The organism is Kiritimatiella glycovorans, assembly GCF_001017655.1.
GTDB classification, from domain to species: domain Bacteria; phylum Verrucomicrobiota; class Kiritimatiellia; order Kiritimatiellales; family Kiritimatiellaceae; genus Kiritimatiella; species Kiritimatiella glycovorans.
Genome location: NZ_CP010904.1, coordinates 1,149,606 through 1,174,884 on the forward strand (window position 1 = coordinate 1,149,606; position 25,279 = coordinate 1,174,884).

A 25,279-nucleotide genomic window follows, 5' to 3' on the forward strand; every position below is an offset into this window, starting at 1 on the left:
AGCACAGGCAAAGAAATGGTGCGTTCTCTCTAAGGGTTCTGCAAGAGCCTCCTTTTACTCTGAATTTCCTCCCCCCCCACAAACCTTCATGCTCTTCATGGTCTATCCCGTACCGGTAGCGATTTTAGGCCCGGGACCTATCCTTTCCCTTTCTTTCCCCAGGTATCCCGCAGGGGGACGGTACGGTTGAAGACGGGAGATTCAGGTGTGGAATCGCGATCGACGCAGAAGTACCCGAGGCGCTCGAACTGGATATGCGTTCCGGGCTCCGCCCCGGCGCCTTCGGGTTCGACCACGGCCCGCACGGTCTGCAGCGAGTCGGGATTCAGGTGGGTCTTGAAGTCGTCGTCCGCAGCCGGATCGGGGACATTGAACAGGCGGTCGTACAGCCGCACCTCCGCGTCGACCCCGTGGCGCGCGGACACCCAGTGGATGGTGCCGCGCACCTTGCGCCCGTCGGGCGCGGAACCGCCGCGCGATTCCGGATCGAAGGTCCCGCGGATCTCCTTCAGGCGGCCTTCCTCATCGTACACCGCGCCGGAGCAGGTGAACAGGCAGGCGTAACGCAGGCGCACCTCCGTGCCCGGAGACAGGCGCCGGAATTTCCGCGGCGGGTCCTCCATGTAGTCGCCGCGTTCGACCCACAGCTCGCGCGCGAACGGGATCGGGCGCGTGCCCGCGCCCTTATCCTCCGGATTATTGACGGCCTCGAAGGTCTCTTCGGCGTCTTCGGGATAGTTTTCGATGACCAGTCTGACCGGGTCCAGGACGGCCAGCCGGCGGGAGGCCACGGCGTTGAGGTGATCGCGGACGCAGTGTTCGAGAAGGGCGATGTCGGAGACCCCCTCAAACTTGGTCACGCCGATCTTCCGGCAGAACGTTTGGATGGACTCGGGGGTGAATCCCCGTCGTCGCAACCCGCAGAGGGTGGGGAGGCGGGGATCGTCCCAGCCGTCCACAAGCCCTTCGCGGACGAGTTCGAGCAGCCGTCGTTTGCTCATAATCGTATAGCTCAGGTTGAGCCGCGCGAACTCGATCTGCCGGGGCGGATTCTCGAATTCCAGGGCCTGCAGAAGCCATTCGTAGAGCGGACGGTGCACCTCGAACTCCTGGGTGCAGATCGAGTGCGTCACGCCCTCGAAGGCGTCCTCCAGCCCGTGGGCGAAATCGTAGGTGGGATACACGCACCACGCGTCGCCGGTGCGGTGATGAGACACATGCCTGATGCGGTACAGAGCGGGGTCGCGCAGGTGCATGTTGGGTGAACTCATGTCGATCCGCGCCCGCAGCACGTAGGCGCCGTTCTCGAATTCACCGGCCCGCATCTTTTCAAACAGCGCGAGATTGTCGCCGGGGCTCCGCTCCCGGCCGGGCGATTCGCCGCCGGGACGGGTCGGGGTCCCGCGGATGGCCTTGAATTCTTCCGGGTTGAGTTCGCAGACGTAGGCCAGCCCTTTACGGATCAGCAGACAGGCGCATGCGTACATCCGCTCGAAGTAGTCCGAAGCGAAATAGAGGTGTTCGCCCCAGTCGAATCCGAGCCAGCGGACGTCCTCACGGATGGAGTTGACGTATTCAGGGTCCTCGGCTTCAGGGTTGGTGTCGTCGAAGCGCAGATGACACCTTCCGCCGTAGCGTTCCGCCGTGCCGAAATTGAGGCAGATCGATTTGGCGTGGCCGATGTGAAGATAGCCGTTCGGTTCCGGCGGGAACCGGGTCACCACCGCGCCGCCGTAGCGCCCGGCCGCGCGGTCGGCGTCGATCTCGTCCCAGATAAAAGGGTTCGGCGTCTCTTCCGAAGGAGTGTGCGCTTCGCTCATCAGTTCGTCCCCGCTGTGTGACTGGCGGCCGCGGCGATCCTGCACGGCCGGATAAACGCCGTAGTCAAACAGCCGCGGCGCGGCGAGTCAACGCGCCATTTTGTGGGGACCGGTTTGTGAGAAGTGTAATGTGAAATGCCGCAGGTATAGGAGAGAGCGTTCCATGCCGTGGTTCGCTATCCTTTGTGGTCTTACAACAGGACAACAGAGGAAGGAGACGGCATGGAACAGAATCAGAATAGCAGGAAGGGCAAGCACTTGACGAGGGTGGAGCGCATGGTGATTGAGCGGATGTCCCGTGGGGGGATCCCCCCACGGGACATCGCGGCCGCCTTGGAGCGTCACCCGCGTACGATCCAGCGTGAGCTCAAGCGCGGGACGGTGACCCACCGGGACTCGGAGTGGCGGGAATACCGGACCTACAGCAGCGATCGCGGCCAGGACCTCCATGATTACCACGCCACCGCAAGGGGGCCCGGTCTGAGGCTGGGCCGCAACTATGCGCTGGCCGAATTCATCCGTTGCCGCATTGTGGAACATAAGGAATCGCCCGATGTAGTCGCCTTTCGGATGCGTCAGGCCGGTCTGGAGGAGGTGGTGTGCACCAAGACGATCTATAACTACATCGATAAAGGCGTCATTTTCGGGCTCAGCAACGAGTCACTGTGGGAGAAGCGTAAGCGAGCCAAGCGGCGCAAACGCGGCGCTCGGCGGTTGGCGAAGCGGATTTCCAAAGGCAAAAGCATCGACCAGCGTCCCGAAGGAGCCGAGACGCGCGAGGAGTTCGGACACTGGGAGATGGACCTGGTGACCGGCCCCACGCGCGGGTCCAATGCCGCCCTATTGACCCTGGTGGAACGCAGACATCGGATCACGATCATTCGCAAGCTGCCTGATAAGAGCCAAGCCAGCGTGCTCAAAGTTCTCAGAGGGCTCGAGCGTGAACATGGCTCCCGCTGCTTCCGTCAGATCTTCAAGACCATCACGGTCGACAACGGCAGCGAGTTCCTGGACTTCGAAGCCTTAGAAGCCTCTTCCTTCTCGAAGCAACAGCGAACCCAGATCTTCTACGCCCACCCATACTCATCCTGGGAACGCGGATCGAACGAGAACGGCAACAGGATGATCAGACGGTTCGTGGCCAAGGGCCGGGATATCGCGCGCTTTACCAAGCAGAAAATCCGCGACATCGAGCTATGGATCAATAACTACCCGCGCCGGATCCTCGACTTCATGACCCCTCACGAACTCTTCACGAACGAACTCAAAACGATCTCATAAATGAAACAAGACCACTACATGCGGCATTTGGGTTTACAACCTACCGTGGGGACCGGTTTGCGCTATTGACCTCAAAGCAACCGCTTCTATAATGATTAGCGCAATAATAATCATTCGAGCCTGGGCCGGATGCTTTTGACTGCGAAGAGGGAGCGGAGCTTATGAGGCTATCGACGAGAGGACGTTACGCGGTGCGCATCCTGCTCTGCATCGCGCGGCATCAGCACCGGGGTCCGGTCACGAAGCGGATCATCTACGAGGACGAAGGCATCTCGAAGGATTATATCGAGCAGATCATCGTCCCGCTGAAGAAGGCCGGTCTGGTCGAAGGACTGCGCGGCGTGAAAGGCGGTTTTCTGCTGACCCGGCCGGCGGATGAAATCACGGTTTCCGATGTGCTCAAGGCGTCCGAGCGCAATCTGTGTCTGGTCTCCTGTCTCATGGACGACTGTCCGCGCGCAGACGACTGTGTTATCCGTCCGGTCTGGCGCGAGGCCTCCAGCCGGCTGCATCACTATCTCGACTCCGTCACGCTGCATTCGCTGATGGCGTAGAAAAGCGGGGAGCGCGCGGGAGCAGCGTCGGAGGGAGAGGGGGAGTGAGTGAGTGAGAAACCTGAGACTTGAAACCTGAGTAAGATTTACGAAGAGGGAAAGGGCATGAAGGATGGAGACTTGAAATCTGAGTAAGATTTACGAAGAGGGGGAGGGCATGAAGGATGGAGAATTGAAGCCTGAGTAAGATTTACGAAGACGGGAAGGGCATGAAGGGTCGTGTCCGGGAGCATGTGTACGGGGAGTAAAAGTATGAACCCATCCGACAACACGATACTGCAGACGACGGGAAACACGCCGCTGGTACGGCTCCAGCGCGTGGTGCCTCCGGAGGCGGGGACGCTCGCCGTGAAACTCGAATCGCGCAATCCGGCGGGAAGCGTCAAGGACCGCATCGGCGCGGCGATGATCGAGGCCGCGGAGCGGGAGGGGCGCCTGAAGCCCGGCGGGACGCTGATCGAACCCACGAGCGGCAACACGGGGATCGCGCTGGCGTTCGCGGCCGCGGCCAAAGGATACCGCCTGATCCTGACGATGCCGGAATCGATGAGCCTGGAGCGGCGCAAACTGCTGGCGTTCCTCGGCGCGGAGCTGGTGCTCACCCCCGCGGCGGGCGGGATGTCGGGCGCCGTGCAGGAGGCGGAGCGGCGCGTCGCGGAAGATACGGAGGCGGTGATGCTGCAGCAGTTCCGCAATCCGGCCAATCCGGAGATCCATCGCCGCACCACGGCGGAAGAGATCTGGGAGGCGACGGGAGGCGCGATCGACGTGTTCGTGGCCGGCGTGGGCACCGGCGGTACGCTCACCGGCGTGGCGGGTGCGTTGAAGAAAAAGAAGCCGGACCTGAAGGCGGTCGCCGTCGAGCCCGCGGCGTCGCCGGTGATCTCCGGCGGAAAGCCCGGTCCGCACGGAATCCAGGGCATCGGCGCGGGATTCGTCCCGGAGAACCTGGACCGGGAACTGATCGACGATATCGTGACGGTGGAGGAGGACGACGCCGTCGCCATGGCCCGCCGTCTCGCACGCGAGGAGGGCATTCTGGCCGGGATCTCCGCCGGGGCGAACGTATGGGCGGCCTGCGAGACCGCGCGGCGCGACACGGGGCGCGAACGTTATATCGTGACGATCATCTGCGACAGCGCGGAGCGTTATCTCTCGACGCGGCTGGTCGAAGGCGAAGGCGGGGCGGACGCGTGAGCGACGAGGCACGCATCCCGATGCGGCGCGTGGGGCCGGCAGGCATGGCCGGGCCGGAGGTGGAAGGCGAATACGAACTTCCGCTCGCCACGCTGGAGACTCCGCTGTTTTCCTCGGTGAAACGCGGCGCGCGCGTGACCCGCGAAAACGGCGGCCTGCGGGCGGTGGTTCTGGACGCGCGGATGACCCGTTCCGTGCTGGTCGAGGCCGATGATGCCGTCGAGGCGGCGGAGGCCGCGCGCGGGATCGCGGCGGAGTTCGATCGGCTCGAGGACGTCGTTCGCGGCACGAGCCGCTACTGCCGGCTGCTGGAGATACGCCCTCAGGTCGTCGGCCGACTGCTCTACCTGCGCCTCGCCTTTTTCACCGGCGATGCCGCGGGACACAATATGAGCACCCAGGCGGCGGAGGCGGTGCTGAACGATATCCTTGAGCGTCGCCCCGGCCTGTGCTACGGGTCGATCTCCGCCAATCTCTGCACCGACAAGAAGCCGTCGGCGGTCAACGGATTACTGGGGCGCGGCATTTCGTTGGTGGCCGATATGACCATTCCGCACGAAGCGTGCGAGAGCGTGCTGAAGACCTCAGCCGAAGCCGTCGCGCGGCTCAATGAGCGCAAGAACCTGCTGGGCACGGCGCTCGCCGGCGGGGTGCGCAGCGGCAACGCGCACTTCGCCAATATGCTGCTCGCGTTCTACCTCGCCACCGGCCAGGACGCGGCGAATGTCGTCGAGGGTTCGCAGGGCTTCACGACGGCGGAGGCGCGCGAGGAAGGACTCTACTTCTCCGTGACCCTGCCAAGCCTGATCGTCGGCACGGTCGGTCCGGGTCCGTCGCAGCCCTACGCGCAGGATAATCTCGCGACGCTCGGCTGCCGGGAAGAACGCGAACCCGGCGCCAACGCGCGTCGGCTGGCCGTGTTCTGCGCCGCCGCGGTGTGGTGCGGCGAACTCTCGCTCCTCGCCGCCCAGACCGTTCCCGGCGAACTCATGCGCGCGCACCGGCGGATGGAGAGGAGGGGGCGTGGGAAACCTGAGACCTGAAACCTGAGTAAGATTTTTGGGTCAGGGGAAACCTGAGACCTGAGCAGCGACTTTCTCAGCACGCTTCCAACACCCCGAAGTGTCGCGCGCCTTCGATGACGCCTTCGGTGCAGGGGCGGGCGGCGTAGTAGATTCGTTCGGGGCGGATGCGGTTTTCGCGGACGGCGGTGTCGAGGGCGGCCCGGACGTCGTCGGGGGTGTTGGCGACGACCACGGCACACCAGCCGCCGAGGAAAGCGGCGAGGTCGTTGCCCGAATCGCCCGCATAGACCAGGTTTTCATCGGCGACACCGAGTCGGCGGCGGAGAAATCGCACCGCGGTATCCTTGGTCACGCCGGAGGGCAGCAGATCGATCAGTCCCGTGCCGTCCGTGAGGTCGCGGCTGTAGACGAGTTGCACCTGCGCACCTTTCCCGCGAAGCACGCGGCGAACCTCATCGCAGACCTTCTGGTGGCTGCACTGCGCATCGACGTAGAAACTGCATTTCCACCGGGCCTGTTTTTCCGGTTCCTGGAGTGAAAGTCCGGTCAGGTCGTCCGCGAGATGCGCGAGATCGGCGGCCCGCACGCCGCCCATGGCGCGCTGCATCTGCCCGGCGTAGTCGGGGTTCTCGCTCCATGCACCTTCACGGTATTCGTGGACGGTGGTGCCGACGTCGCCGGCGATATAACGGGGACGGGGCAGGGGGTACCGGTTGAGGGCCTCGAGTGCCAGGGCCAGGCTGCGGCCCGTCACGCAGGCGAAGGTCGTGGAGGGCGAAGCATGGAGCGCACGGGCGAGTGCTTTCGCGGCGCGGTGCCCGGCGGCATCATCGCGGGAGGGAAGGGCGGTACCGTCCATGTCGCTCGCGAGCAGATGCGTGGTGCTCATGCGGCCCCCCTTCAAGTGCGCGGACGGAGGCTGTCGACGATCGCCGCGACCACCTCGTTGACGGACACGGGTTTGCGCAGACAGCGGTTGAATCCGTGCTCTTCGTACAGCTGTTTCTCATCGATATGGAGATAACCGGAACAGAGGATAACCGGCAGGTCCGGATGGAGCGCCCGAAGCCGGCCGGCCAGGTCGATCCCGGTCATTTCCGGCATGGCGTGATCCAGAATCACCAGGTGGTAGCCGTTTCCGTCCTGTTGAAAAAGCTCCAGTGCCTCCCTGCCCGAGGCGGCGAGGTCCACATCGAATCCGCGGCTCTGCAGGAGACGGCCGAGCGAATCGCGCACGATCTCCTCGTCGTCGACCAGCAGCAGCCGACAGACGGGCATCGGGGCTTCATCCGCCGTCGTATCGGTTGTGGGGTTCTGTACAGCGTCGTTTTCCGGCGGCCCGCACAACGGGATATAGACGGAAAATGTCGTGCCGCGGCCCGGTTCGCTGTCCGCCGTGATGGCCCCTCCGAGACGGTGGATGATGCCGTGGGCGGAGGAGAGCCCCAGTCCGTTTCCCTTACCGGGCGGTTTGGTTGTGAAATACGGATCGAATACGCGCTCGATGGTCTCCGCATCCATACCCTGCCCGTCATCCTCCACCGTGAGCACCGCGTACTCCCCGGCCGCCAGATCGGGCGGGAGGAATGATTCCTCTTCGCGGGAGTCCAGGCGGCGGACACGCAGGGCGATCGATCCGGCGCGCGGTTCGATGGCGTGCTGGGCGTTGGTCACCAGGTTGGTAAGGATGCGCTGAATCAGCACGGCATTCGCACGGACCCATACCGGATCGGGCGGCAGGTCGCAGGTAATCCCGATGGTGGAGGGTACCGCCCGGCGCATCAGCTTGATGTGTTCCGAGATCAGAGGCGACAGGCGCAGGGGGTGAAGCGCCTCGTCCTGGCGCCGGCTGAAGGCCAGCAGATCGCCGACCACATGGGTTGCGCGCTCCTGGCTTTTGATCAGCGACTGGATCGTCTCTTTCAACCGCTCCGGAAGCCCTGAGTCACCGAGCGCATATTCGGCGTATCCCCGGATGGCGCAGAGGATATTGTTGAAGTCGTGCGCGATGCCCGCCGCGAGTGTGCCGACGGCCTCCATCTTCTCCGCCTGCTGCAGCTGGCGCTCCAGATCGATTTCGCGGGTGATGTCCCGCTTGACCGCTACGTAATAGATCACGCGTCCGCGGCTGTCGCGTACCGGAGAGATCGTATTCTCCTCGTGATACAAATCTCCGTCCTTACGGCGATTGGTGATGCGCCCGCTCCAGACGCGCCCGCTGCGGATGGTTTCCCACAAATCGCGGTAGAGCGATTCCGGCTGGTGCCCGCTTTTCAGGAGATCGGGTGTACGGCCCAGCGCCTCCTCGCGCGCGTATCCGCTGATCGCCTCGAAGGCGGGGTTGACGTATTCGATGACGCCCTCCGGGTCGGTGATCATGACCGCCTCGGCCGCCTGTTCGATCGCCGTCGAAAGACGCCTCAGTTCGAGGTCGGTTTGATCGCGTTCCAGGGCGCGGGCGAAGGTATTGGACACGATGCGCAGCAGGTCGATGGTTTCTCCCGACCAGTCGATCTCGTGCTGCACGGCGTCAAAGCCCACGAATCCGGTGAGCCGGTGTTCGGCGCTCATGGGTACGACCAGCAGCGAACGGATATGCTGGGACTCCAGAAGTTCGCGCTCCGCCCGGGCGGCTTCGGGCAGATCCTTCACGCGGGGGAGGTAGATGTTTTCGCGCCGGCGCAGTTTGGACATCCACCAGGGCAGCGCGGAGGCCTCGATATTCTGGAGCCGGTCCCGCTGAGGTTCGATGCCGTGGGCGCACCACTCGTGCGTATTGCTCAAACGCCGGCCGCCCTCATGGATGGTGAACAGGTAGGTGCGGTCGACGCCGCACGTCTCGCCCAGCCGCCGCAGCGCGTCACGGATCTTGGCGTCCAGATTGCCCCGCGAGACGAAGCTCGAGGAGATGCGCGAGAGCATACGCTCGAGTTCGAGCAGGCGGCGGCGCTCGTCTTCCGCTTCCTTTCTGGCCGTCTGGTCCATGATGAATCCCTCGAGCGCCACGAGGTCGCCGTGCTCATCACGCACCAGCCGTCCTCGCTCCCATACCCGGCGGGTCTGCCCGGTGGCCGTAACAATGCGGTACTCCATTTCAAACGGCAGATTCTTCGAGATCGCCCTCTGTACGCTCTCCCAGACCGCGGGACGGTCTTCGCGAAGAATGAGGTCGCCGTAGGACATGCGCCGGTTGCCGATCAGGTCCGCGGGACGGTAGCCGGTGCACTCCAGGCAGCCGTGGCTCAGGTATTCCATCGTCCACTGCCGGTCGTTGCGGCAGCGATAGGCCATGCCGGGAAGGTTTCCGAGCAGTGTGTCCAGTCGCCGCTCCGATTCCTGTGCCGCCGCCTCCTGGGCGCGGCGGCGTTCCACTTCGAGATCGCGGTCCCTGAGAAAGGTGCGCAGGCGGTGATTGACGCGCCAGGTGTAGAGCACGAGAAACAGCAGGACGAGGGTCGCCAGCACAATGAAATAGGTATGTTCCATGTAGGATGTCGTCTGCGGCATGGCGGCCACGGATCCCGTCCCGCTGAAAAACCGGGACAGGACGCCGGACACTGCTTCGAACCCCGGCGCGGCGGGTGCCGATATAATGCGGACACAGCTCACGGTGTAACCTCTCAGAAAATCCGATACTATCAGGGCGGTCGGCCCGAATTGCAAGACAGCGGAGCGGCGCGTATGGCCGGATCGGTCCGCAGCCCAGCGATTCTCATTATGGCATCACCCTTTTCGGTCGGGGTGGCACCCGACCCTCCCAATGCCCGAAAAGGCGTCGGATATCGACTCGGGAGGGACGGCTGCCACGCCGTCCGCGGTCGGAATGCGGCCATAATGAGAACTGCTGCCGCAGCCCCACCTGTCTTGACGCAGGCTCGAAGCATGCTAGACTGGAATCAGCCCGACGGGCGGGAAAGGGGCAGGGAACTATGTCCATCGATCGCGCTACCTCCTCCGGAAAAAGCGGTCTTCGCTTCGGCTTGCGGATTGCCGTGGTCTACGTGCTCTTCGGCACCCTCTGGATCCTGCTCTCCGATCGCGCCGCGCTCCTCGCGCTTCCGGCTCCGGAGGCCCTGACGACCCTGCAGACGTTCAAGGGCATCCTGTTCGTGCTGATCTCGGGTGCCATCGTGTTCGGCTTCGCCCGACGGGAATGGAAGCATCAGTGGCGGCTGGAGGAACTGCGGCGCGAGAGCGCCGAGCGGCTCGAACTGGCCCTGCGCGGCGCCGATCTCGGACTCTGGGACTGGAACCTGCGCACCGGAGAGGTCTACTTCGATGAACGCTGGCAGGGCATGCTCGGCTTCGAACCGGGTTCGCTGGCGCCGAACGTGGAGACCTGGAGGGCGCGCGTGCATCCGGACGATCTGGGCCGGGTGCAGAAGGCGCTCGACGACCACATCGAAAACCGGACCGCTCAATACGAGACGGAGCACCGGATGCGCACGCGGGACGGGGACTGGATCTGGATTCTCGACCGCGGCAGAGTGACCGAACGAGCGCAGGACGGCACGGCCCTCCGGATGACCGGTACGCACATGGATATCACACCCCGCCGCCGCGCGGAGGCGGGGCGGCGGCTGCTGGAGGCGGCGATCGAACAGGCGGCCGAGGCGGTCATGATCACGGATGCGGACGGGGTGATCGAGTACGTGAACCCCGCCTTTGAGGACATCACGGGGTACAAGCCCGATGAGGCGGTTGGGGGTAAGCCGGCCATGCTCAGGAGCGGCCGCCAGGACGATGCTTTTTACGAGCACTTGTGGGACACGCTGCGCGCGGGCGAGGTCTGGCGCGGGCGCTTCAGCAACCGGCGGCAGGACGGTTCGCTCTGCGAAGAGGAGGCCGTGATCTCGCCGGTGCGCGACGAGACCGGAACCATTTCCAACTTCGTGGCGGTTCAGCGCGACATCACGGAGGAAAAGACGCTGGAGACGCAGCTCGTGCAGGCCCAGAAGCTCGAAACGATCGGCACCATGGCCAGCGGCGTGGCGCACGAGATCAACAATCCGCTCACCGCGATCATCAATTATGCGACGCTGCTGCGTGAGAAAGAGGGCCACCAGCCCGGCGGGGAGCGCCTGCAGTACGCCGCCGAGATCGAACGGGAGACCCGGCGGCTGTCGCGGATCGTCCGGAACCTGCTCGTCTTCGCACGCCAGTCGCGCCCCGACCGGGGGGCCGTGCGCGTCTCGGACGTCGTGCAGGCGACCCGTTCCCTGCTTGAAACCACCCTCAGGCATGACCGCATCGAACTGGATACCGATATACCGGGCGATCTGCCCGAAGTGATCTGCAACAGCCAGCAGGTGCAGCAGATTCTGATGAACCTGGTGATCAATGCGCGCGATGCCCTCAATTCCTCACCGCCCGAAGGCAAGGCCAAGCGCATCGTCATCCGCGCCGGGGTGGCGGAGAACGACTCGGCCCGGTGGCTGCGGATGGAGGTGGAGGATAACGGGCCGGGGTTGAGCGAGGCGGACGCGGATCGCATTTTCGAGCCCTTCTACAGTACCAAGGGTCCGGAGGAGGGCACCGGCCTCGGGCTGGCGATCAGCCGCAGGATCGCCGCGGATCATGGCGGGATGCTGGAGGCGGCGGCAATGGACCGCGGGGGCGCGAAATTCAGCCTCGTCCTTCCCCTGAACGGCGCGTCGGCGCGCTGAGCGGGACGCCGCGCCGTTCAGGTCGTTTATCCGCTCTCCAGGAACCGCCGGATGTGATGCGTGTAGAGGTCCGGTTCGAGCAGGAACGAATCATGGCCGCGGTCGGAGTGCACGGTGAGATGTTCCGAGGCGACGCGGTGCTTCACCAGCGTGTGGTGCATCTTCTCCTGTTCCTCCGGGTAGAAGCAGACGTCCGAATCGATGCTGAAGATCATGTAGCGCTGATGACGGCACGGCGCGAAAAGATCCCCGTAGGACTCCCGCTCCGCGTCGCGCAGCAGATCGTAGTCGGACCACGCGGCCATGAGGTGCAGGTAGGTGTTGGCGTCGAAGCGCGAGAGCAGCTTGCGGCCCTGGTGGAGGAGATAGGATTCCAGCGGCCGGCGCACCTGGTACCAGCTTAATTCCTCGTCGCGCTGAATGCATTCGTCGCGTGCCCGCTCTTCGATCGTGCTCAGCGAGACGTAGGTCTTGTGCCCGATGATCCGGGCAAGGGCGAGGCCGCGTTCCGGCGAGGGGCCGCCGTAATAATCCCCCTCGTTGAAATTCGGGTCGTTTTCGATCGCCAGGATCTGCTCGAAATTATGCGCCCGCGTCAGCGTACTGATCTCGAGGGCACACCCGAGCAGGACGAACCGTTCGCACAGTTCGGGGAAGCGGACCGCGAGATTCTGGGTGAGCAGTCCGCCGAGCGAAGCCCCGGCCGCCGCGTACAGACGCTCGATGCCCAGGTGGTTCAGCAGCCGCACCTGGGTGTTCACGATGTCGTTGGCGCCGAACTTCGGAAAGGCGGACCCGTAGGGTTTTCCGGTCTCCGGGTTCAGCGAAGAGGGGCCGGTCGAGCCGTAGCAGCCGCCGAAGTAATTGGCGCAGATCACGAAGAACCGGTCCGTATCCAGGGCCCTGCCCGGACCGATGAAATCGTCCCACCAGCCCTGTCGGCATTCGTGGTTCCAGAGCGATTCCACCCCGGGCACCGAGGGGTTGAATCCGGCGGCATGCTGGCTCCCCGTCAGGGCGTGAAAGAGCAGCACGGCGTTCGAGCGGTCGGCATTGAGTTCGCCGTACGTCTCGTACGCCAGGGTAACGGGACCGAAGCGGCCGCCGGGCTGCAGCTCCAGCCGGTCCCCGGCCTCTTCGCCGAATGTGAAGAAACGGGTTTCCACCTCACTCATTCCACCGCCTCCAGTCCGCGATCCAGATCGGCCAGAATGTCGTCGATGTGCTCCAGTCCCACGGAGAGTCTGACCATGCCCGGATCGATCCCCGCCTCGACCTGTTCCTCCGCGGTCATCTGCGAGTGCGTGGTGCTGGCCGGATGGATCGCGAGACTACGGGCATCGCCCACGTTGGCGAGGTGCTTGAACAGCTCGAGGCGTTCGATGAAGGCCCGGCCCGCGTCCGCGCCTCCGCGGAGACCGCAGACGACCATCCCTCCGCAGCCGCGCGGCAGAAGACGGGCCGCGACTTCGTGCGACGGATCGCCTTCGAGCCCCGGGTAACGGACCCACTCCACCTTCGGATGCGTCTCGAGATGGCGGGCCACCGCGTCCGCGTTGGCGCAATGACGCTCCATGCGCAGCGGGAGGGTCTCGATCCCCTGCAGAAACTGCCACGCGTTGTCGGGGGAGAGGCAGGAGCCGAGATTACGAAGCGGGACGAGCCGCAGCCGGATGGCGTAGGCCACCGGGTTCAGCTCGCCGAGATCGGTGGCGTAACGCACGTCATGGTAGCTCGAATCCGGTTCCGAGAGCAGCGGATGCCTGCCCGTCGTCCAGTCGAACCGGCCGGAATCGACGACGACGCCGCCAATGCCGTTGCCGTGTCCGCCGAGCCACTTGGTGAGGGAGTGCACGACGATGTCGGCGCCGTGCTCGAGCGGCCGCAGCAGATAGGGCGTGGTGAAGGTGCTGTCGACGATCAGCGGCAGTCCGTGTTCGTGCGCGACCTCCGCGAGGGCGGGCAGATCCGAGGCTACGAGTCCGGGGTTGCCGATGGTCTCGGTGTACAGCGCGCGGGTCTTCGGCGTGACGGCCGCGGCGAATGCGGCGGGGTCGCGCGGATCGACGAAACGGGTCTTGATCCCGAAGCGGGGCAGGATGTCGTGGAACTGGGTGTACGTGCCGCCGTAGAGGCGGTTCGAAGCGACGATCTCATCCCCTTCCTGCGCGAGGTTGATGATGCTGTAGAACACCGCGCTCGTGCCGGACGAGAGAGCCACGGCGGCGGAACCGCCTTCAAGCGCGGCGAGGCGCCGCTCGAGAACATCCACGGTGGGATTGGTGAGGCGCGAATAGATGTTGCCCAGCTCTTCGAGCGCGAACAGATCGGCGGCGTGGCGGGTGTCCCGGAACACATAGGCGCTGGTCCGGTACACGGGCACGGCACACGACCCCGTGGCCGGGTCGGCCTCGAACCCGGCATGCAGGCAGCGTGTCTCAAGATTTGCGTGTGTGAAGTCCATAATCGCGTAATGTAACGAATTCCGTGCACAGGATGAAAGGCGCAAATGGCGGTCGGGTGTCGAAGGCACGGCCGGCCGGGGCTAATGACGGCGCCCGATCAGTTCGGGTCCCTCGTGATCCGGCCGGTTGACGGCGGGGGAGACGGGGTAGCGGTGCAGGTCAAATGAGTTCGCCACGTCTCTCAGGATTCCGGGGTCGGGAAGGGTGGAGCCGAGCCAGAGATCGCGGTGATCGAGGGCGAGCATCAGCGGCATTCTGGGATGGACGGGGCGAACCGTCTCGGACGCCGGGGCGGTGAGCAGCGCGAAGGTCGGGCCGCTCTCCGGACGTTGCGACCAGATGCCGGGGAAATAGAAGAGCGGCCGCCCGGGCAGATGAAAATAGAACGGCTGCTTATCTCCCGCCCCCTCGCGGCGCCATTCGTAGAACCCGTCGGCGGGCACCAGGCAGCGCCGCTCCCGGAACATACGCCGGATGCCTTTTTTCTGTTCGACGCTCTCCAGCCGGAGGTTGATCGGTGTCGGCCCGTCACCGGTTTCGTCCCAGGGGAAAAGCAGACTCCATCGCGCCCGCACCAGCTGACCGGGATCGTCGTTGAGCAGGATGGCGACGGACTGGGTCGGCGCGATATTGTAGCGCGGTTCGAGCGGGGTCCCGGGCGCGGCGGGAGCGATGGTCTCCTCCACCGCGGAGGCTTTCGCGGTCCTGGTGAATCTTCCGCACATGGGTCAGACGATCTGCTGGATGATGAAATGTTCCCTGATGTAGCGGGTCGCTTCGTCGAGCGAGGGAAGAATCTTGGTGCAGAAGCGGATCATCCACGGGTTGCACTCCCTGTACTCGAAGGGAGAAAAGGCCACCACGAACTTCCCGAGGTCGTGGGAGGCGTAGAAAACCTCCATGGCGGTACCTACGGAATTTTTACAGTAGTTGACCAGCAGGATGTCGGCGTCGCGCACGTCCTGCAGATCGAATTCGACGATCTCGTTGCTGCTGTCCACTTCGCGGTCTTTAAAATTGCGCCGCATCGGATCCAGTATGATGAAATTGTGCCCCAGGTCCTCGTGCGCCTTCTTCCGCCAGCGCCGCGCCACGCCGTCTTCTTCGTGCATGATCGGACCGCAGAGATAAATTTTTTTCTTCTCCATCATGAATAGACGCCTTGTCTGAGTCGGACTGTCAGTGGACCCTGCATGCTAAACGCCGTGCGCGAGCAAGTAAACCCAATTGGCGATCCACAGCAGTAAAAGCAGGATCAGCAGCCGGGCCGGGCGCGTTCGGCGGAGGCCGTCGGGTATGGGCCGGGCGGGTCTCGCGAGCAGCACCCACGCCGCCGCGAACGCTGCGAGGACGCACCCGGAGGCCAGCGGCTGCAGCGCAAAGGCCGCGGCCCACTGTCCGCGCCCGAGATGAGCCAGCGCGCGCCACGTTCCGCACGCGGGGCAGGGCAGTCCCGTAGCCGCGTGAAAGCGACAGGCAGGCGCGCCGGGCCATACCCGGGCCGCGAGAGGGAGTCCGGCCGCGGCCAGGCCGAGGATCACACCCGCGGCGCGGGCCGCCATGGAGGAGGCCGGACTCACTTCTTCAATTCGATGCTCCGGAACCACTGCTCAGCCCAGGCGCCGATCCAGGGCAGCGGCCGCCGCTCGCCCTGGCAGGCATAGACGAGGCCGATGATATTCTCCACCAGCAGAAAGATCGCGCCGAGCACCAGGATGGCTAATCCGACGCATATAAAGCTGAGCGCCACTCCGGCCACGCTGATCGCCACGCCGGCGATCCACAGCAGCAGGCTCTGTTTCGCGTGATAGAGCGCAAAGGAATTATTGCGCATCAGCAGCGGGATCAGGAAGAAGGGCAGCGAAACGAAATTCAGCGCATAGCTCAGAATCGCCAGCGGCTGTCCCTCCTTCACATCCGGCGGCGGGACCTCCGGCACCGGCTGAGGTTCGGTTGCGGGTTGCTCTTCAGGGCGGGAGGTGTCCTGCGGATCTTCATTCATATGCGGCCCCCTTTCTTTGAAACGGGATTGTAGGTCTCATCCGGCGGCATGGCAAGAAAGAGCGTGAGGCGACGGATAGACGGAAGCGCGATGGATCGCTTTCGGGAGGGGGATAGACCACGAAGCCCCTGAAGGGGATGAAGATTTATCAGGGGAGAGCGTATGAACGCTCGTTATCGGAGGGATAAGACTTGATTTCGCGCCGTATTCAGCTACCGTCTCCCCTCTCTTCCCAAGCGGGTGTAGCTCAATGGTAGAGCCCCAGCCTTCCAAGCTGGTTGTGCCGGTTCGATTCCGGTCACCCGCTCCAGTCCTTCTCCGCGCAGGCCGCGACTCCGGCGGGCCGGATTACGATCGCGCCTCGTTCAGGTCCTGCAGCAGTTCGCGCAGGCGGGCGAGCTGAACCGGTTTGGTGAGGTACTCGTCCATGCCGGCGGCGAGGCCCTCCCCGCGCTCTTCGCTGGAGGCGTGGGCGGTGGTGCCGATCACCGCCGGACGGCGTTCGGAAAAGCGCCGATGGATCTCGCGGGTCGCCTCGAGCCCGTCCATGCGCGGCATCTGGATGTCCATCAGCACCACGTCGTATTCCTTCTCCTCGAGACGCTCCAGGGCCTCCACTCCGTTATGGGCGAAGTCGGGGCGGCAGCCGAGCTTTTCCAGGGTGCGCAGGGCGACCAGGCGGTTGAGCTGATTGTCCTCGGCCACGAGGATGCGCAGGCCCGACCCGCTGGCGGCCGGTGCGGGATCCGATTTTTCACCCTGTTGCGGGGCGTTCCCGCGCAGTATGGAGTCGATCACGCGGTACAGGCGCTCGGGTTTGACGGGTTTGCTGAGCCGGCAGGCGACTTCGAGCGAATCGTCCATGCGGTCGAGTCCCATGGAGGAAAGCAGGATGATCGGCAGTTCATCGCCGCTCCGATGCAGCCGTACGGCGCGGACGAGTTCGGTGCCGTCCATCTCCGGCATCTGCATATCCGAAATCATCAGGGCGTAGGAGCGGCCGGATTCGATCGACCGCAGCGCCTGCGAGGGCAGGGGATAGACCACGGGGTTCAGACCCCAGCGCGTGAGCTGACGGGACAGGATGTCCAGATTGGTGTCGTTGTCGTCCACGATCAGCACATCGCAGTTCTCGGGCCGGAACGGGTGCCGTTCGTTCTGGATCCGGTGCTTTACCTGCGTGCTGCCGGCGCGGATGGTAAAATGAAAAGTCGATCCCTCGCCGGACCGGCTCTCCGCCCACATGCGGCCGCCCATCAGTTCGGCGAGACGACGGCTGATCGAGAGGCCGAGGCCGGTCCCCCCGTAGCGGCGCGTCGTCGAGGCGTCGGCCTGGCTGAAGGCGCGGAAGATCTGGTCGAGTTTGTCGTGCTCGATGCCGATGCCGGTGTCGCGCACCGCGAAGTGGAGCATCGGCGCGCCGCCGCGCGTCTCCGCGCTCACATGGATGACGACCTCGCCCTGCGGCGTGAATTTGACGGCATTGCTCAACAGGTTGAGCAGCACCTGGCGCACGCGTCCGGGGTCCCCGCGCACGACCGAAGGGACGTTGCTGTCGATTTCGTAGGCCAGTTCGATGTCCTTCTCCGCGGCTTTGGAGACCATGAGATCCAGCGTGTCTCCCACGCACTTCGCGGGATCGAAGTCCTTGCGCTCCAGCTCCATCTTGCCCGCCTCGATCTTCGAGAAGTCGAGGATGTCGTTGATCAGGGCAAGCAGCGTCTCGCCGCTGACCTTGATGATGTGGGCGAATTCGTTCTGTTCCGGGCTCAGTCTGGATTCGAGCAGGAGGTCGGTCATGCCGATGACGGCGTTCATCGGCGTGCGGATTTCGTGACTCATGTTGGCGAGAAAGAGGCTCTTGGCCTCGGCGGCGCGAATCGCCTCGCGCCGGGCTTCGATCAGTTGCCGGTTGAGGTGCAGGGTGAGGCTGGTGATGACGATCAGCCCCAGGATCAGCGCGGCGAGGGCTGTGACAAAAGGCCAGTGCTGTCGGATCGCTTCGCCGACAGTCACACGGCCGTAGTTCTCGAAGGGGCGCACACGCAGTTCCCGCAGGCAACCCTCCACCGGGTGGTAGTCGAGCGGGACCAGCCAGCCGGCGATCTCCGCCTCGCGCGCCGCCGCACTCTGCCGGTGCAGTTCCATGAGTCGGACCGCGACCTTCTGGCCCAGGTCGTTGGGGGTATGCGCCGCCTTGGCCATGGCCCATTCAGGGTAGAGACGCGTGCTGTGCAGGAAGGGAAACGCTTCGTCATCGCCGTCCGGCCGGGGCGGGGGTACGACGGCGAAATCTCTCAGCCGGATGCTGCCCTCGGCGGCCATGTGCTCCAGCGTGTCGGTGCGCACGATCCCGGCGTCCGCCTCTCCGTCGCGCACGGCACAGACCACCGCATCGTGCGTCCCCCTGAAAGACAGCGAAGCGAAATCGCGCTCCGGACGGAGGCCGGCCTTCCGGATCTCCCGCCGCGCGGCGAGCCAGCCCCCGAACGAACGCTCGTTCACGGCCGCTACCCGGGCTCCCTTTAAATCCTCCCACGAAGGAAAGCGGTTCTGATCGAGCCGGAAAATCGCCGCGCTGCCGAAGACCGAATGCGACGTGCGGTTCGGCCCCAGGTTGTTCAGCGTGGCAATTCGTGCCGCGCCGTGCCGCGCGGCGAGTTCGACGTACACGGCGGAGTTGGCGAGGATGAATTCGACCCCCCTGTTCGCCACGACCTCTGCGGTCTCTTCGAAACCGAGCGGCACAATCGTGAAGGTGTAGCCGCTGAGCGTATCACTGAGATATTCAGCCGTCCGCGACCATCGCTGCAGGCATCGATCGGGTCCGCGCTTCGCGAGCACGCCGATGCGGACCGGCGTGTCCGCGGCGGGAACGGCCGGGCAGGCCATAAGAACGGCGAGGCATAACCATCTGAGGCGTACGGGCATATCGGCTCCGGATTCTGCTTCCGGGCGGCATGCACCGCCCGTTTGGGCGGCACTGTACGGCCAACCCCGCGACCAATGCAATCCGGGATATCCCATGCCCCCGCGTCTTCTTTATGTGTATAGAGCCTTATGCCCTTCTTTTCTTCATGGTAAATCCCGGGTTCTCTGTTAGGTTCACTCGCTCGACGGTTTCAGGCAGAAACAAGGCGGGGATCATGTTGGAGAGGCAACTGAGCGAATGGGTGGGCGAGGCGTTCCGGGCGGCGTTTCCGGAGACGGATTTCGGCGGTGCGGAGTTCGCGGTCTACCCTACGAAGGACGAGTCGTTCGGCGATTACCAGTGCAATGCGGCGATGAAGCTGGCGGGGATCCTCAAGACCGCCCCGCGCAACATCGCCCGGGCGGCGGTCGACGCCCAGGCGCCGCCCGAAGAGGTCGACCGCGTCGAGGTCGCCGGCCCGGGTTTCATCAATCTCTTTCTGAAGAACTCCGCTCTGGCCGGCGCACTCGAAGAGATGGGAGGCGACCGGAGGCTCGGCGTCCCGGATCCGGGGCAGGGGCGGACGGTGATCATGGACTACTCGAGTCCGAACGTGGCCAAGCCCATGCATATCGGCCACATTCGATCGACGGTCATCGGCAACGCCCTCGACCGGCTGTACCGGTTTGCGGGGTACGAGGTGATCTCGGACAATCACCTCGGCGACTGGGGTACGCAGTTCGGCCTGCTGATTCTCGGGTATCGTCATTTCCGCGATGGGCAGGCGCTTGAGGATCACCCCGCAGAAGAGCTGGAACGGATCTATGTCGAAAGCTACAACCGCTCGAAGGAGGACGACACCTGGCGCGATCAGGCGCGGCAAGAGCTGGTCAAGCTGCAGCAGGGGGACGAAGAGAACCTGGAACTCTGGCGCACGTTCGTGGAACTCTCCCTGAAGGAATTCGGCGCCGTGTACGACCGCCTCGGCGTGCGTTTCGACCTGGTCCGCGGCGAGAGCTGGTACCACGACCGCCTCCCGGATGTGATCGGGAGACTGGAATCGGCCGGACTCGCGGAGGAGAGTGAGGGCGCGCTCATCTGCGATCTGAGCGACGAGGATCTCAAGGTCTGTATCGTGCGCAAGAAAGACGGTGCGTACAATTACGCGACCACCGATATCGCCACCCTTCTCGCGCGGGAAGAGGAGTTTGCCCCTGAACGCATCATCTATGTGACCGACGAGCGTCAGCAGCTCCACTTCCGTCAGGTCTTCCACGTGAGCCGCGCGCTGGGCGTGAAACCGGACCTGGTTCACGTCTGGTTCGGACTCATGCGGCTCCCGGAGGCCACGTTCTCCACGCGCGAGGGTAACGTCATTAAGCTGGAGGCCCTGCTCGACGAGGCCGAGCGGCGCGCGCTGGAGGTGGTGAAGACGAGCAGCCCGGAGATGCCGGCCGATCAGCAGCGCGAGGTGGCGCGCGCCGTGGGCATCGGCGCGGTCAAGTACGTCGATCTGAGCCAGAACCCGCAGAGCCTGGTCACGTTCACCTGGGACAAGGCGCTGGCGATGGACGGCAACTCCGCCCCGTACCTGCAGTACGCTCATGCCCGCATCGCCAGCGTGCGCGACCGCTACCGGGAGCGTTTCCCGGAGGGTCGCTGCGACGATTGGCCGATCCGGATTGAGGAGCCGGTCGAGCGGCGCCTCGCCGGTCTGCTCACCCGCTTCCCGGCCGCGGTCCTGGGCGCGGCGGAACAGTATCGGCCGAATATCCTGGCCGACTATCTCTATAACCTCTCACAGGTCTACAGCAGCTTCTACCAGAACGTTCCATTCCTCAAAGCGGAGGAGGGCGTGCGCGAAAGCCGCGTGCGTCTCTGCGACCTCGTGGCCCGCGTGCTCAAAACCGGCCTGGATCTGCTGGGGATCGAAGCGCCGGAGCGGATTTAGAAAAGATCGCCGCCACGATTCCAGCCGTTCCGCGAAAATCTGGCTCTTCGCAGATTTTTGCGGTGGAGCCGCTCCGCGGACCTGCGGGCCTACTACGAAAGTGAGAGAGAACGCACGATTTATTTGCCTGTGCTCTTCTCATTCGTCTTTGCGATTTCTGGGCAGGGCGCGATCTCCGAGCGCGCCGCTCTTTTGCGGACGGCCCGGAGGTCCGTCCCTACCTTCACATGAAGGACATGAAGGTTGGTTGAGGGGGGGTGAACATAATTCGTACTCGTACGCGTACTCGGAGCGCCGAAGGCGCGATCCCACTCCCCCGATTCAAGGAATTCGAGTACGAGTACCGCTTCGCTGAGTACGAGTACGCGTACGTTGTGTGGCGAGCGGACTTGCCGCCGCTCACCATAAAAATCCACGAATAACCAAAAATCTACGATGAACCGTCTTACTCAGGTTTCAGCTTTCAGGTTTCTCACTCATCCTGATAGGGTGTCGGCATGATGTCGGATGGGACCGGAACCTTTGAACGGAAACTCGGCGACGGGCGGGTCCAGTGCACGGTATGCCCGCATCACTGTTCTCTCCGGGAGGGGGAGCGGGGAAAATGCTTCGTCCGGCGACGCGAGGACGGTCATGTCGTCTGCACCACCTACGGGAAGTCGAGCGGCTTCTGTATTGATCCGGTGGAGAAGAAACCCCTCTATCACTTCCTGCCCGGGACGCCCGTGCTCTCCCTGGGCACGGCGGGCTGTAATCTCTCCTGCTCCTTCTGTCAGAACTGGCACCTGAGCCATTCGCGCCAGGTGGCGACGACCGCGGAGGAGGCCGCGCCCGAAGCCATCGCGCGAACGGCGGAGCGCCACGGCTGCCGCAGTGTGGCGTTCACCTACAATGAACCGGTCATCTATCTCGAGTACGCGGTCGATGCGGCACGGGCCTGCCGCGCGCGCGGCATCCGTACCGTGGCGGTCACGGCGGGATATATCTCGCCCGGGGCACGCAGAACCTTCTTCGCGCACATGGACGCCGCGAACGTCGATCTCAAGGCGTTTTCCGAGGATTTCTACCGCCGTCTGTGCGGCGTACATCTCAAGCCGGTGCTCGATACGCTCGTGTATCTCAAACACGAGACCGACGTCTGGCTGGAACTGACGACACTGCTCATTCCCGGTGAAAACGACCGCGACGAGGAACTCGACGCCATGACCCGCTGGGTGGTCTCGGAACTCGGTCCCGACGTTCCGCTGCACTTCTCGGCCTTTCATCCCGCCGGCGAGATGAATCATGTCGCCCCGACTTCGCTCGAAACGCTGGAACGCGCGCGCGGCATCGCTCGAGACAACGGCCTCCGCTTTGTCTACCTCGGAAATATCAGCACGGTCGAAGCGGGCCGCACCTACTGTCCGGGCTGCGGTGCGCGGCTCATCGACCGCCAGGGCTACCGGCTGCGGGGGTGGGGGCTCGACGAACAGGGCCGCTGCGCCTCCTGCGGGGTGGTCTGCCCGGGGGTCTTCGAATCCGGACCCGGCATGTGGGGTCCCCGCTGCATGCCGGTCGAGGTGGGATAGGGATGGCGCGAAGCCTCTGAAGTGCGGCGATCCTGCTGAACGGCAGGATCTTTTTGAAAGCGCGGACGGTATCCGCGCACGCCGGCGGCTATCTCATCCGGTAGACCAGCGCCGCCCCGATCACGAGAAAGATCAGCACCGGGGCGCCCGCGCCGGCGACGGGATCCAGGAGTTCCTTTTTAGCCAGTGCTTCGCCGGTGAGCTGGCACAGGTAGTAGCCGAAGAAGAACAGCAGCGTGGTCGCCACGCCGGCGAACACCCCTTGGCGGCCGGTGTGAGCGCCTACGGGGATGCCCAGCAGAACGACGATCACACACACCCACGGCGTCGCCAGCCGGTGCATGAGGTCCGTCCGTTTGCGTGCGCGCACTTCGTCGGAGAGCTGAGGATTGCGCCGGAGGTAGTGTCTCAATTCCGCGGCGGACATGAACTCGGTGGGTTTGATCACGCTGAGAAAATCGCGGGGGTTTTCGGTGAGGCGGGTCATCTCCTTCTGCAGCGCGAATTCCGGCGCGCCTTTCAGGTTCCCGTCGGCATCGAACTCGCGCACGGTCACATCCATGAACCACCAGCGGCCGTCGATCCACAGGGCGCGCTGCGTCTCGTATTCCGTGGCGGAGCCCCCCGGATGCTGCTGCGTCATGGTGACGCCGTGCATCGTATAGTCGCGCGTGTCGAACCGCTCGACAAACCAGTCGCGGTTGCGCCGGGGAAGCTTCAGGGGCAGGGCGGCGGCGAAGTAGACCTCGCTGCGCTCATCGGGATCGGACTCGTGATAGGCCATGAGCTGCTCCGCCCTCCAGGCTGCATCCGGCGCGTAGCGCTCGTTGATCAAAAACGTGGCGGCACTGGCGACCAGACCCACCACCAGGTACGGTCCCGCCAGCCGGTAGATGCTGATGCCCGTCGCCCGCATCGCCGTGATCTCGTGGTGCCGGCTGAGGCGGGCCAGGCTGTAGAGCACCCCCAGCAAAAGGGCGGCGGGGATGATCAGCGTGAGAAACGAGGGAAGCTGCAGGGCGTAGTACCGGAACACCGCGACCGCGGGGAAATCGTGCTCGATAAAATCCGACGATTTGTCCACCATGTCGTAGATGACATAGAGCAGCGTGAAGCCCGTAAGGATACACCCGAGCGGAAGCAGCAGTTTTCCCAGGAGATAGCGATAGATCAGCTTCATGGCCGCTCTACTTTAGACGGAGGAGGATGCATGAGCAAGCGCACAGCCGACGGGGAGCATCGGACCTACGAGACCGGACTGCACCCCGACCCCTCGGTCACCCCTCCCGACGATGCCGTCATGATCCTCCTCGGCGCCTCCGGCGACCTGACCCGGCGAAAACTGGTGCCGGCGCTGTTTCAACTGTACCGCTCCGGCCTTATGCCCGGACGGTTTGCGATTATCGGCGTGGCGCGTCGTCCTTACGACGATCCAAGTTTCCGGGAACGCCTGCGCGAGGGGATCAGGGAACGGTGCGCTCCGCAGGACGAGGAGGACCGGTGTTCGGAGTTCCTCGAGCACGTGGAATACTTCCGCGGCGATCTCGAGGCGCCCGACACGTATGCGTCGCTGCGCGATCATCTCGACCGGGGCGGCGATCGCTATCCGTCCGGCCGACTGTTCTACTTTTCTCTCAAACCCGACCTCTTCATCGAAGCGGCGCACCACCTCCGGGAGCACGGTCTGATCGATTCCGATTCGGCGGCTCAGGCGGGGGAGGGCGCCTGGCGGAGGGCCGTCATCGAAAAGCCTTTCGGACACGACCTGGAATCCGCCCGCGCGCTGAACCGGGCGCTGCTCGAAGGGCTGGACGAGAAGCAGATCTTCCGGATCGATCATTATGTCGGCAAAGAGGCGGTACAGAACGTCATGGCCTTCCGGTTCGCCAACACGCTTTTTGAACCGGTGCTGAACCGGACGTGCGTCGACCACATTCAGCTCACCGCGGCGGAGGCGCTCGGGGTCGGCGGCGGACGCGGGGGGTATTATGACCGCTACGGCGCGATCCGCGACATGCTCTCCAATCACCTCCTCCAGCTGCTGGCCCTGCTGACCATGGAGCCGCCCTCCGGGCTCGACTCCGATGCCATTCACAATGAGAAGACGAAAGTGCTGAAGGCCCTGCGCGTGGACTGGCGCGGCGACGCCTCGCCGGCCTTCTGCCGCGCCCAGTACGCGGCCGGCGTGATGGATGACGGAACCAGGGCGGTCGGGTATCGGGACGAGGATCGGGTCGACCGCGATTCCGAAACGGAGTCGTATGCCGCCGTGCGGCTGTCCATCGACAACTGGCGCTGGTCCGGCGTGCCCGTGTTCGTCCGGACCGGAAAGAGGATGAAACGCAAACTGACCGAAGTGGCGGTGCATTTTCGTCATCCGCCCTTAAAGCTTTTCCGCGGAGTGGAGTGTGAAGGGGCGCATTGCGACGTGCGGGGGGTGCAGCCGAACAAACTGATCTTCCGCATCCAGCCGCAGGAGGGCATCTTTCTGAACATGGCCGTCAAACGCCCGACGCTGCCCTTTGTCGTGGAGCAGGCGGATATGGATTTCTCCTACGCCGGCAAGTGGGGGCGTGAACTGCCGGAGGCCTACGAGCGCCTGCTGCTGGACGCCTTGCGGGGCGACACCACGCTCTTCACGCGGTCGGATGAAGTCGAGGCCGGCTGGTCGGTAGTCGAACCTGTACTCAAGGCCATGGACCGGACGCCGCTCTATTCCTATCCGGCCGGGTCCTGGGGGCCGGCCGAAGCGGATCGCCTTTTCCAGTGTTCCGATCTCCCCGACGAATGCCTCTGCCGCAAGACGGGACTCGTGAGGGCATGGCATAACCCGCAGTAG

General features: G+C 64.3%; 19 protein-coding genes and 1 tRNA gene. 9 read left to right on the forward strand and 11 right to left on the reverse strand.

What is annotated here, in order from left to right:
* Positions 1 to 137: 137 nt before the first annotated feature.
* Complete coding sequence (locus L21SP4_RS04750) at positions 138 to 1,820, reverse strand: glutamine--tRNA ligase/YqeY domain fusion protein (RefSeq protein ID WP_052882965.1); 1,683 nt, start codon at positions 1,818 to 1,820, stop codon at positions 138 to 140.
* Positions 1,821 to 2,042: 222 nt separating this feature from the next.
* On the opposite strand from L21SP4_RS04750, the gene L21SP4_RS04755 reads away from it, so the two are divergent.
* The 4 genes from L21SP4_RS04755 (at position 2,043) to L21SP4_RS04770 (ending at position 5,895) form a co-directional block, all read left to right on the forward strand.
* Entirely contained in the window at positions 2,043 to 3,101 is a 1,059-nt protein-coding gene (locus L21SP4_RS04755) for an IS30 family transposase (RefSeq protein WP_052880849.1), read from the forward strand.
* 161 nt (positions 3,102 to 3,262) lie between these two features.
* Entirely contained in the window at positions 3,263 to 3,655 is a 393-nt protein-coding gene (locus tag L21SP4_RS04760; RefSeq protein WP_052881585.1) for an RrF2 family transcriptional regulator, read from the forward strand.
* A 252-nt stretch (positions 3,656 to 3,907) separates the two neighbouring features.
* Positions 3,908 to 4,852 (forward strand): cysteine synthase A, encoded by a 945-nt coding sequence (cysK, locus tag L21SP4_RS04765; protein ID WP_052881586.1) that lies wholly within the window; start codon positions 3,908 to 3,910, stop codon positions 4,850 to 4,852.
* Positions 4,853 to 4,872: 20 nt separating this feature from the next.
* Positions 4,873 to 5,895 carry a hydroxymethylglutaryl-CoA reductase gene (locus L21SP4_RS04770; RefSeq protein WP_417999893.1) on the forward strand — a complete coding sequence of 341 codons (1,023 nt, stop codon included), beginning with the start codon at positions 4,873 to 4,875 and terminating at the stop codon, positions 5,893 to 5,895.
* Positions 5,896 to 5,950: 55 nt separating this feature from the next.
* Here L21SP4_RS04770 and L21SP4_RS04775 read toward each other — a convergent pair whose 3' ends face one another.
* Positions 5,951 to 6,766, reverse strand: a complete 816-nt coding sequence (locus tag L21SP4_RS04775; RefSeq protein ID WP_052881588.1) for an HAD-IIB family hydrolase — start codon at positions 6,764 to 6,766, stop codon at positions 5,951 to 5,953.
* Positions 6,767 to 6,777: 11 nt separating this feature from the next.
* Complete coding sequence (locus L21SP4_RS04780; protein ID WP_144413758.1) at positions 6,778 to 9,486, reverse strand: PAS domain S-box protein; 2,709 nt, start codon at positions 9,484 to 9,486, stop codon at positions 6,778 to 6,780.
* 320 nt (positions 9,487 to 9,806) lie between these two features.
* Between L21SP4_RS04780 and L21SP4_RS04785 the strand changes: the two genes are divergently transcribed.
* Entirely contained in the window at positions 9,807 to 11,543 is a 1,737-nt protein-coding gene (locus L21SP4_RS04785) for a PAS domain-containing sensor histidine kinase (RefSeq protein ID WP_052881590.1), read from the forward strand.
* 26 nt (positions 11,544 to 11,569) lie between these two features.
* On the opposite strand, the gene metX is transcribed toward L21SP4_RS04785, so the two are convergent.
* The 6 genes from metX to L21SP4_RS04815 form a co-directional block, all read right to left on the reverse strand.
* Positions 11,570 to 12,718, reverse strand: a complete 1,149-nt coding sequence (gene metX / locus L21SP4_RS04790; protein WP_052881591.1) for a homoserine O-acetyltransferase MetX — start codon at positions 12,716 to 12,718, stop codon at positions 11,570 to 11,572.
* Positions 12,715 to 14,007, reverse strand: coding sequence for an O-acetylhomoserine aminocarboxypropyltransferase/cysteine synthase family protein (locus L21SP4_RS04795; protein ID WP_052881592.1), 1,293 nt, complete (start codon positions 14,005 to 14,007; stop codon positions 12,715 to 12,717). Before L21SP4_RS04795 ends, metX begins: the two co-directional genes overlap by 4 nt.
* Before the next feature lie 81 nt (positions 14,008 to 14,088).
* On the reverse strand, positions 14,089 to 14,733 hold the full coding sequence (locus L21SP4_RS04800; RefSeq protein WP_052881593.1) for an SOS response-associated peptidase: 645 nt from the start codon (positions 14,731 to 14,733) through the stop codon (positions 14,089 to 14,091).
* Between the two features lie 3 nt (positions 14,734 to 14,736).
* Complete coding sequence (locus L21SP4_RS04805; RefSeq protein ID WP_052881594.1) at positions 14,737 to 15,159, reverse strand: nucleoside 2-deoxyribosyltransferase; 423 nt, start codon at positions 15,157 to 15,159, stop codon at positions 14,737 to 14,739.
* A 45-nt stretch (positions 15,160 to 15,204) separates the two neighbouring features.
* Entirely contained in the window at positions 15,205 to 15,588 is a 384-nt protein-coding gene (locus L21SP4_RS04810; protein ID WP_144413759.1) for a DUF2752 domain-containing protein, read from the reverse strand.
* A complete protein-coding gene (locus L21SP4_RS04815; protein WP_052881596.1) occupies positions 15,585 to 16,010 on the reverse strand; it encodes a DUF4870 domain-containing protein in 426 nt (141 codons plus the stop codon). The genes L21SP4_RS04810 and L21SP4_RS04815 overlap by 4 nt, the downstream gene beginning before the upstream one ends.
* Positions 16,011 to 16,246: 236 nt before the next feature.
* On the opposite strand from L21SP4_RS04815, the gene L21SP4_RS04820 reads away from it, so the two are divergent.
* Positions 16,247 to 16,320: transfer RNA gene (locus L21SP4_RS04820), tRNA-Gly, on the forward strand.
* A gap of 38 nt (positions 16,321 to 16,358) precedes the next feature.
* On the opposite strand, the gene L21SP4_RS04825 is transcribed toward L21SP4_RS04820, so the two are convergent.
* Positions 16,359 to 18,941, reverse strand: a complete 2,583-nt coding sequence (locus L21SP4_RS04825) for a hybrid sensor histidine kinase/response regulator (protein WP_052881597.1) — start codon at positions 18,939 to 18,941, stop codon at positions 16,359 to 16,361.
* A gap of 215 nt (positions 18,942 to 19,156) precedes the next feature.
* On the opposite strand from L21SP4_RS04825, the gene argS reads away from it, so the two are divergent.
* On the forward strand, positions 19,157 to 20,872 hold the full coding sequence (argS, locus tag L21SP4_RS04830; protein WP_052881598.1) for an arginine--tRNA ligase: 1,716 nt from the start codon (positions 19,157 to 19,159) through the stop codon (positions 20,870 to 20,872).
* A 497-nt stretch (positions 20,873 to 21,369) separates the two neighbouring features.
* The gene (gene amrS / locus L21SP4_RS04835; protein ID WP_052881599.1) at positions 21,370 to 22,440 is read left to right on the forward strand and encodes an AmmeMemoRadiSam system radical SAM enzyme; all 1,071 of its coding nucleotides are present in this window, start codon (positions 21,370 to 21,372) and stop codon (positions 22,438 to 22,440) included.
* An 88-nt stretch (positions 22,441 to 22,528) separates the two neighbouring features.
* Here amrS and L21SP4_RS04840 read toward each other — a convergent pair whose 3' ends face one another.
* The gene (locus tag L21SP4_RS04840) at positions 22,529 to 23,620 is read right to left on the reverse strand and encodes an LptF/LptG family permease (protein ID WP_052881600.1); all 1,092 of its coding nucleotides are present in this window, start codon (positions 23,618 to 23,620) and stop codon (positions 22,529 to 22,531) included.
* A 30-nt stretch (positions 23,621 to 23,650) separates the two neighbouring features.
* Here L21SP4_RS04840 and zwf point away from each other — a divergent pair, with 30 nt between their 5' ends.
* On the forward strand, positions 23,651 to 25,279 hold the full coding sequence (zwf, locus tag L21SP4_RS04845; RefSeq protein WP_052881601.1) for a glucose-6-phosphate dehydrogenase: 1,629 nt from the start codon (positions 23,651 to 23,653) through the stop codon (positions 25,277 to 25,279).

Excerpts from the sequence above, each read along its gene's own strand:
- L21SP4_RS04750 (WP_052882965.1), bottom strand. The coding sequence starts at position 1,820 with ATGAGCGAAGCGCACACTCCTTCGGAAGAGACGCCGAACCCTTTTATC.
- L21SP4_RS04755 (WP_052880849.1), top strand. The coding sequence starts at position 2,043 with ATGGAACAGAATCAGAATAGCAGGAAGGGCAAGCACTTGACGAGGGTG.
- L21SP4_RS04760 (WP_052881585.1), top strand. The coding sequence starts at position 3,263 with ATGAGGCTATCGACGAGAGGACGTTACGCGGTGCGCATCCTGCTCTGC.
- cysK (WP_052881586.1), top strand. The coding sequence starts at position 3,908 with ATGAACCCATCCGACAACACGATACTGCAGACGACGGGAAACACGCCG.
- L21SP4_RS04770 (WP_417999893.1), top strand. The coding sequence starts at position 4,873 with ATGCGGCGCGTGGGGCCGGCAGGCATGGCCGGGCCGGAGGTGGAAGGC.
- L21SP4_RS04775 (WP_052881588.1), bottom strand. The coding sequence starts at position 6,766 with ATGAGCACCACGCATCTGCTCGCGAGCGACATGGACGGTACCGCCCTT.
- L21SP4_RS04785 (WP_052881590.1), top strand. The coding sequence starts at position 9,807 with ATGTCCATCGATCGCGCTACCTCCTCCGGAAAAAGCGGTCTTCGCTTC.
- metX (WP_052881591.1), bottom strand. The coding sequence starts at position 12,718 with ATGAGTGAGGTGGAAACCCGTTTCTTCACATTCGGCGAAGAGGCCGGG.
- L21SP4_RS04795 (WP_052881592.1), bottom strand. The coding sequence starts at position 14,007 with ATGGACTTCACACACGCAAATCTTGAGACACGCTGCCTGCATGCCGGG.
- L21SP4_RS04800 (WP_052881593.1), bottom strand. The coding sequence starts at position 14,733 with ATGTGCGGAAGATTCACCAGGACCGCGAAAGCCTCCGCGGTGGAGGAG.
- L21SP4_RS04805 (WP_052881594.1), bottom strand. The coding sequence starts at position 15,159 with ATGATGGAGAAGAAAAAAATTTATCTCTGCGGTCCGATCATGCACGAA.
- L21SP4_RS04815 (WP_052881596.1), bottom strand. The coding sequence starts at position 16,010 with ATGAATGAAGATCCGCAGGACACCTCCCGCCCTGAAGAGCAACCCGCA.
- L21SP4_RS04825 (WP_052881597.1), bottom strand. The coding sequence starts at position 18,941 with ATGCCCGTACGCCTCAGATGGTTATGCCTCGCCGTTCTTATGGCCTGC.
- argS (WP_052881598.1), top strand. The coding sequence starts at position 19,157 with ATGTTGGAGAGGCAACTGAGCGAATGGGTGGGCGAGGCGTTCCGGGCG.
- amrS (WP_052881599.1), top strand. The coding sequence starts at position 21,370 with ATGATGTCGGATGGGACCGGAACCTTTGAACGGAAACTCGGCGACGGG.
- L21SP4_RS04840 (WP_052881600.1), bottom strand. The coding sequence starts at position 23,620 with ATGAAGCTGATCTATCGCTATCTCCTGGGAAAACTGCTGCTTCCGCTC.
- zwf (WP_052881601.1), top strand. The coding sequence starts at position 23,651 with ATGAGCAAGCGCACAGCCGACGGGGAGCATCGGACCTACGAGACCGGA.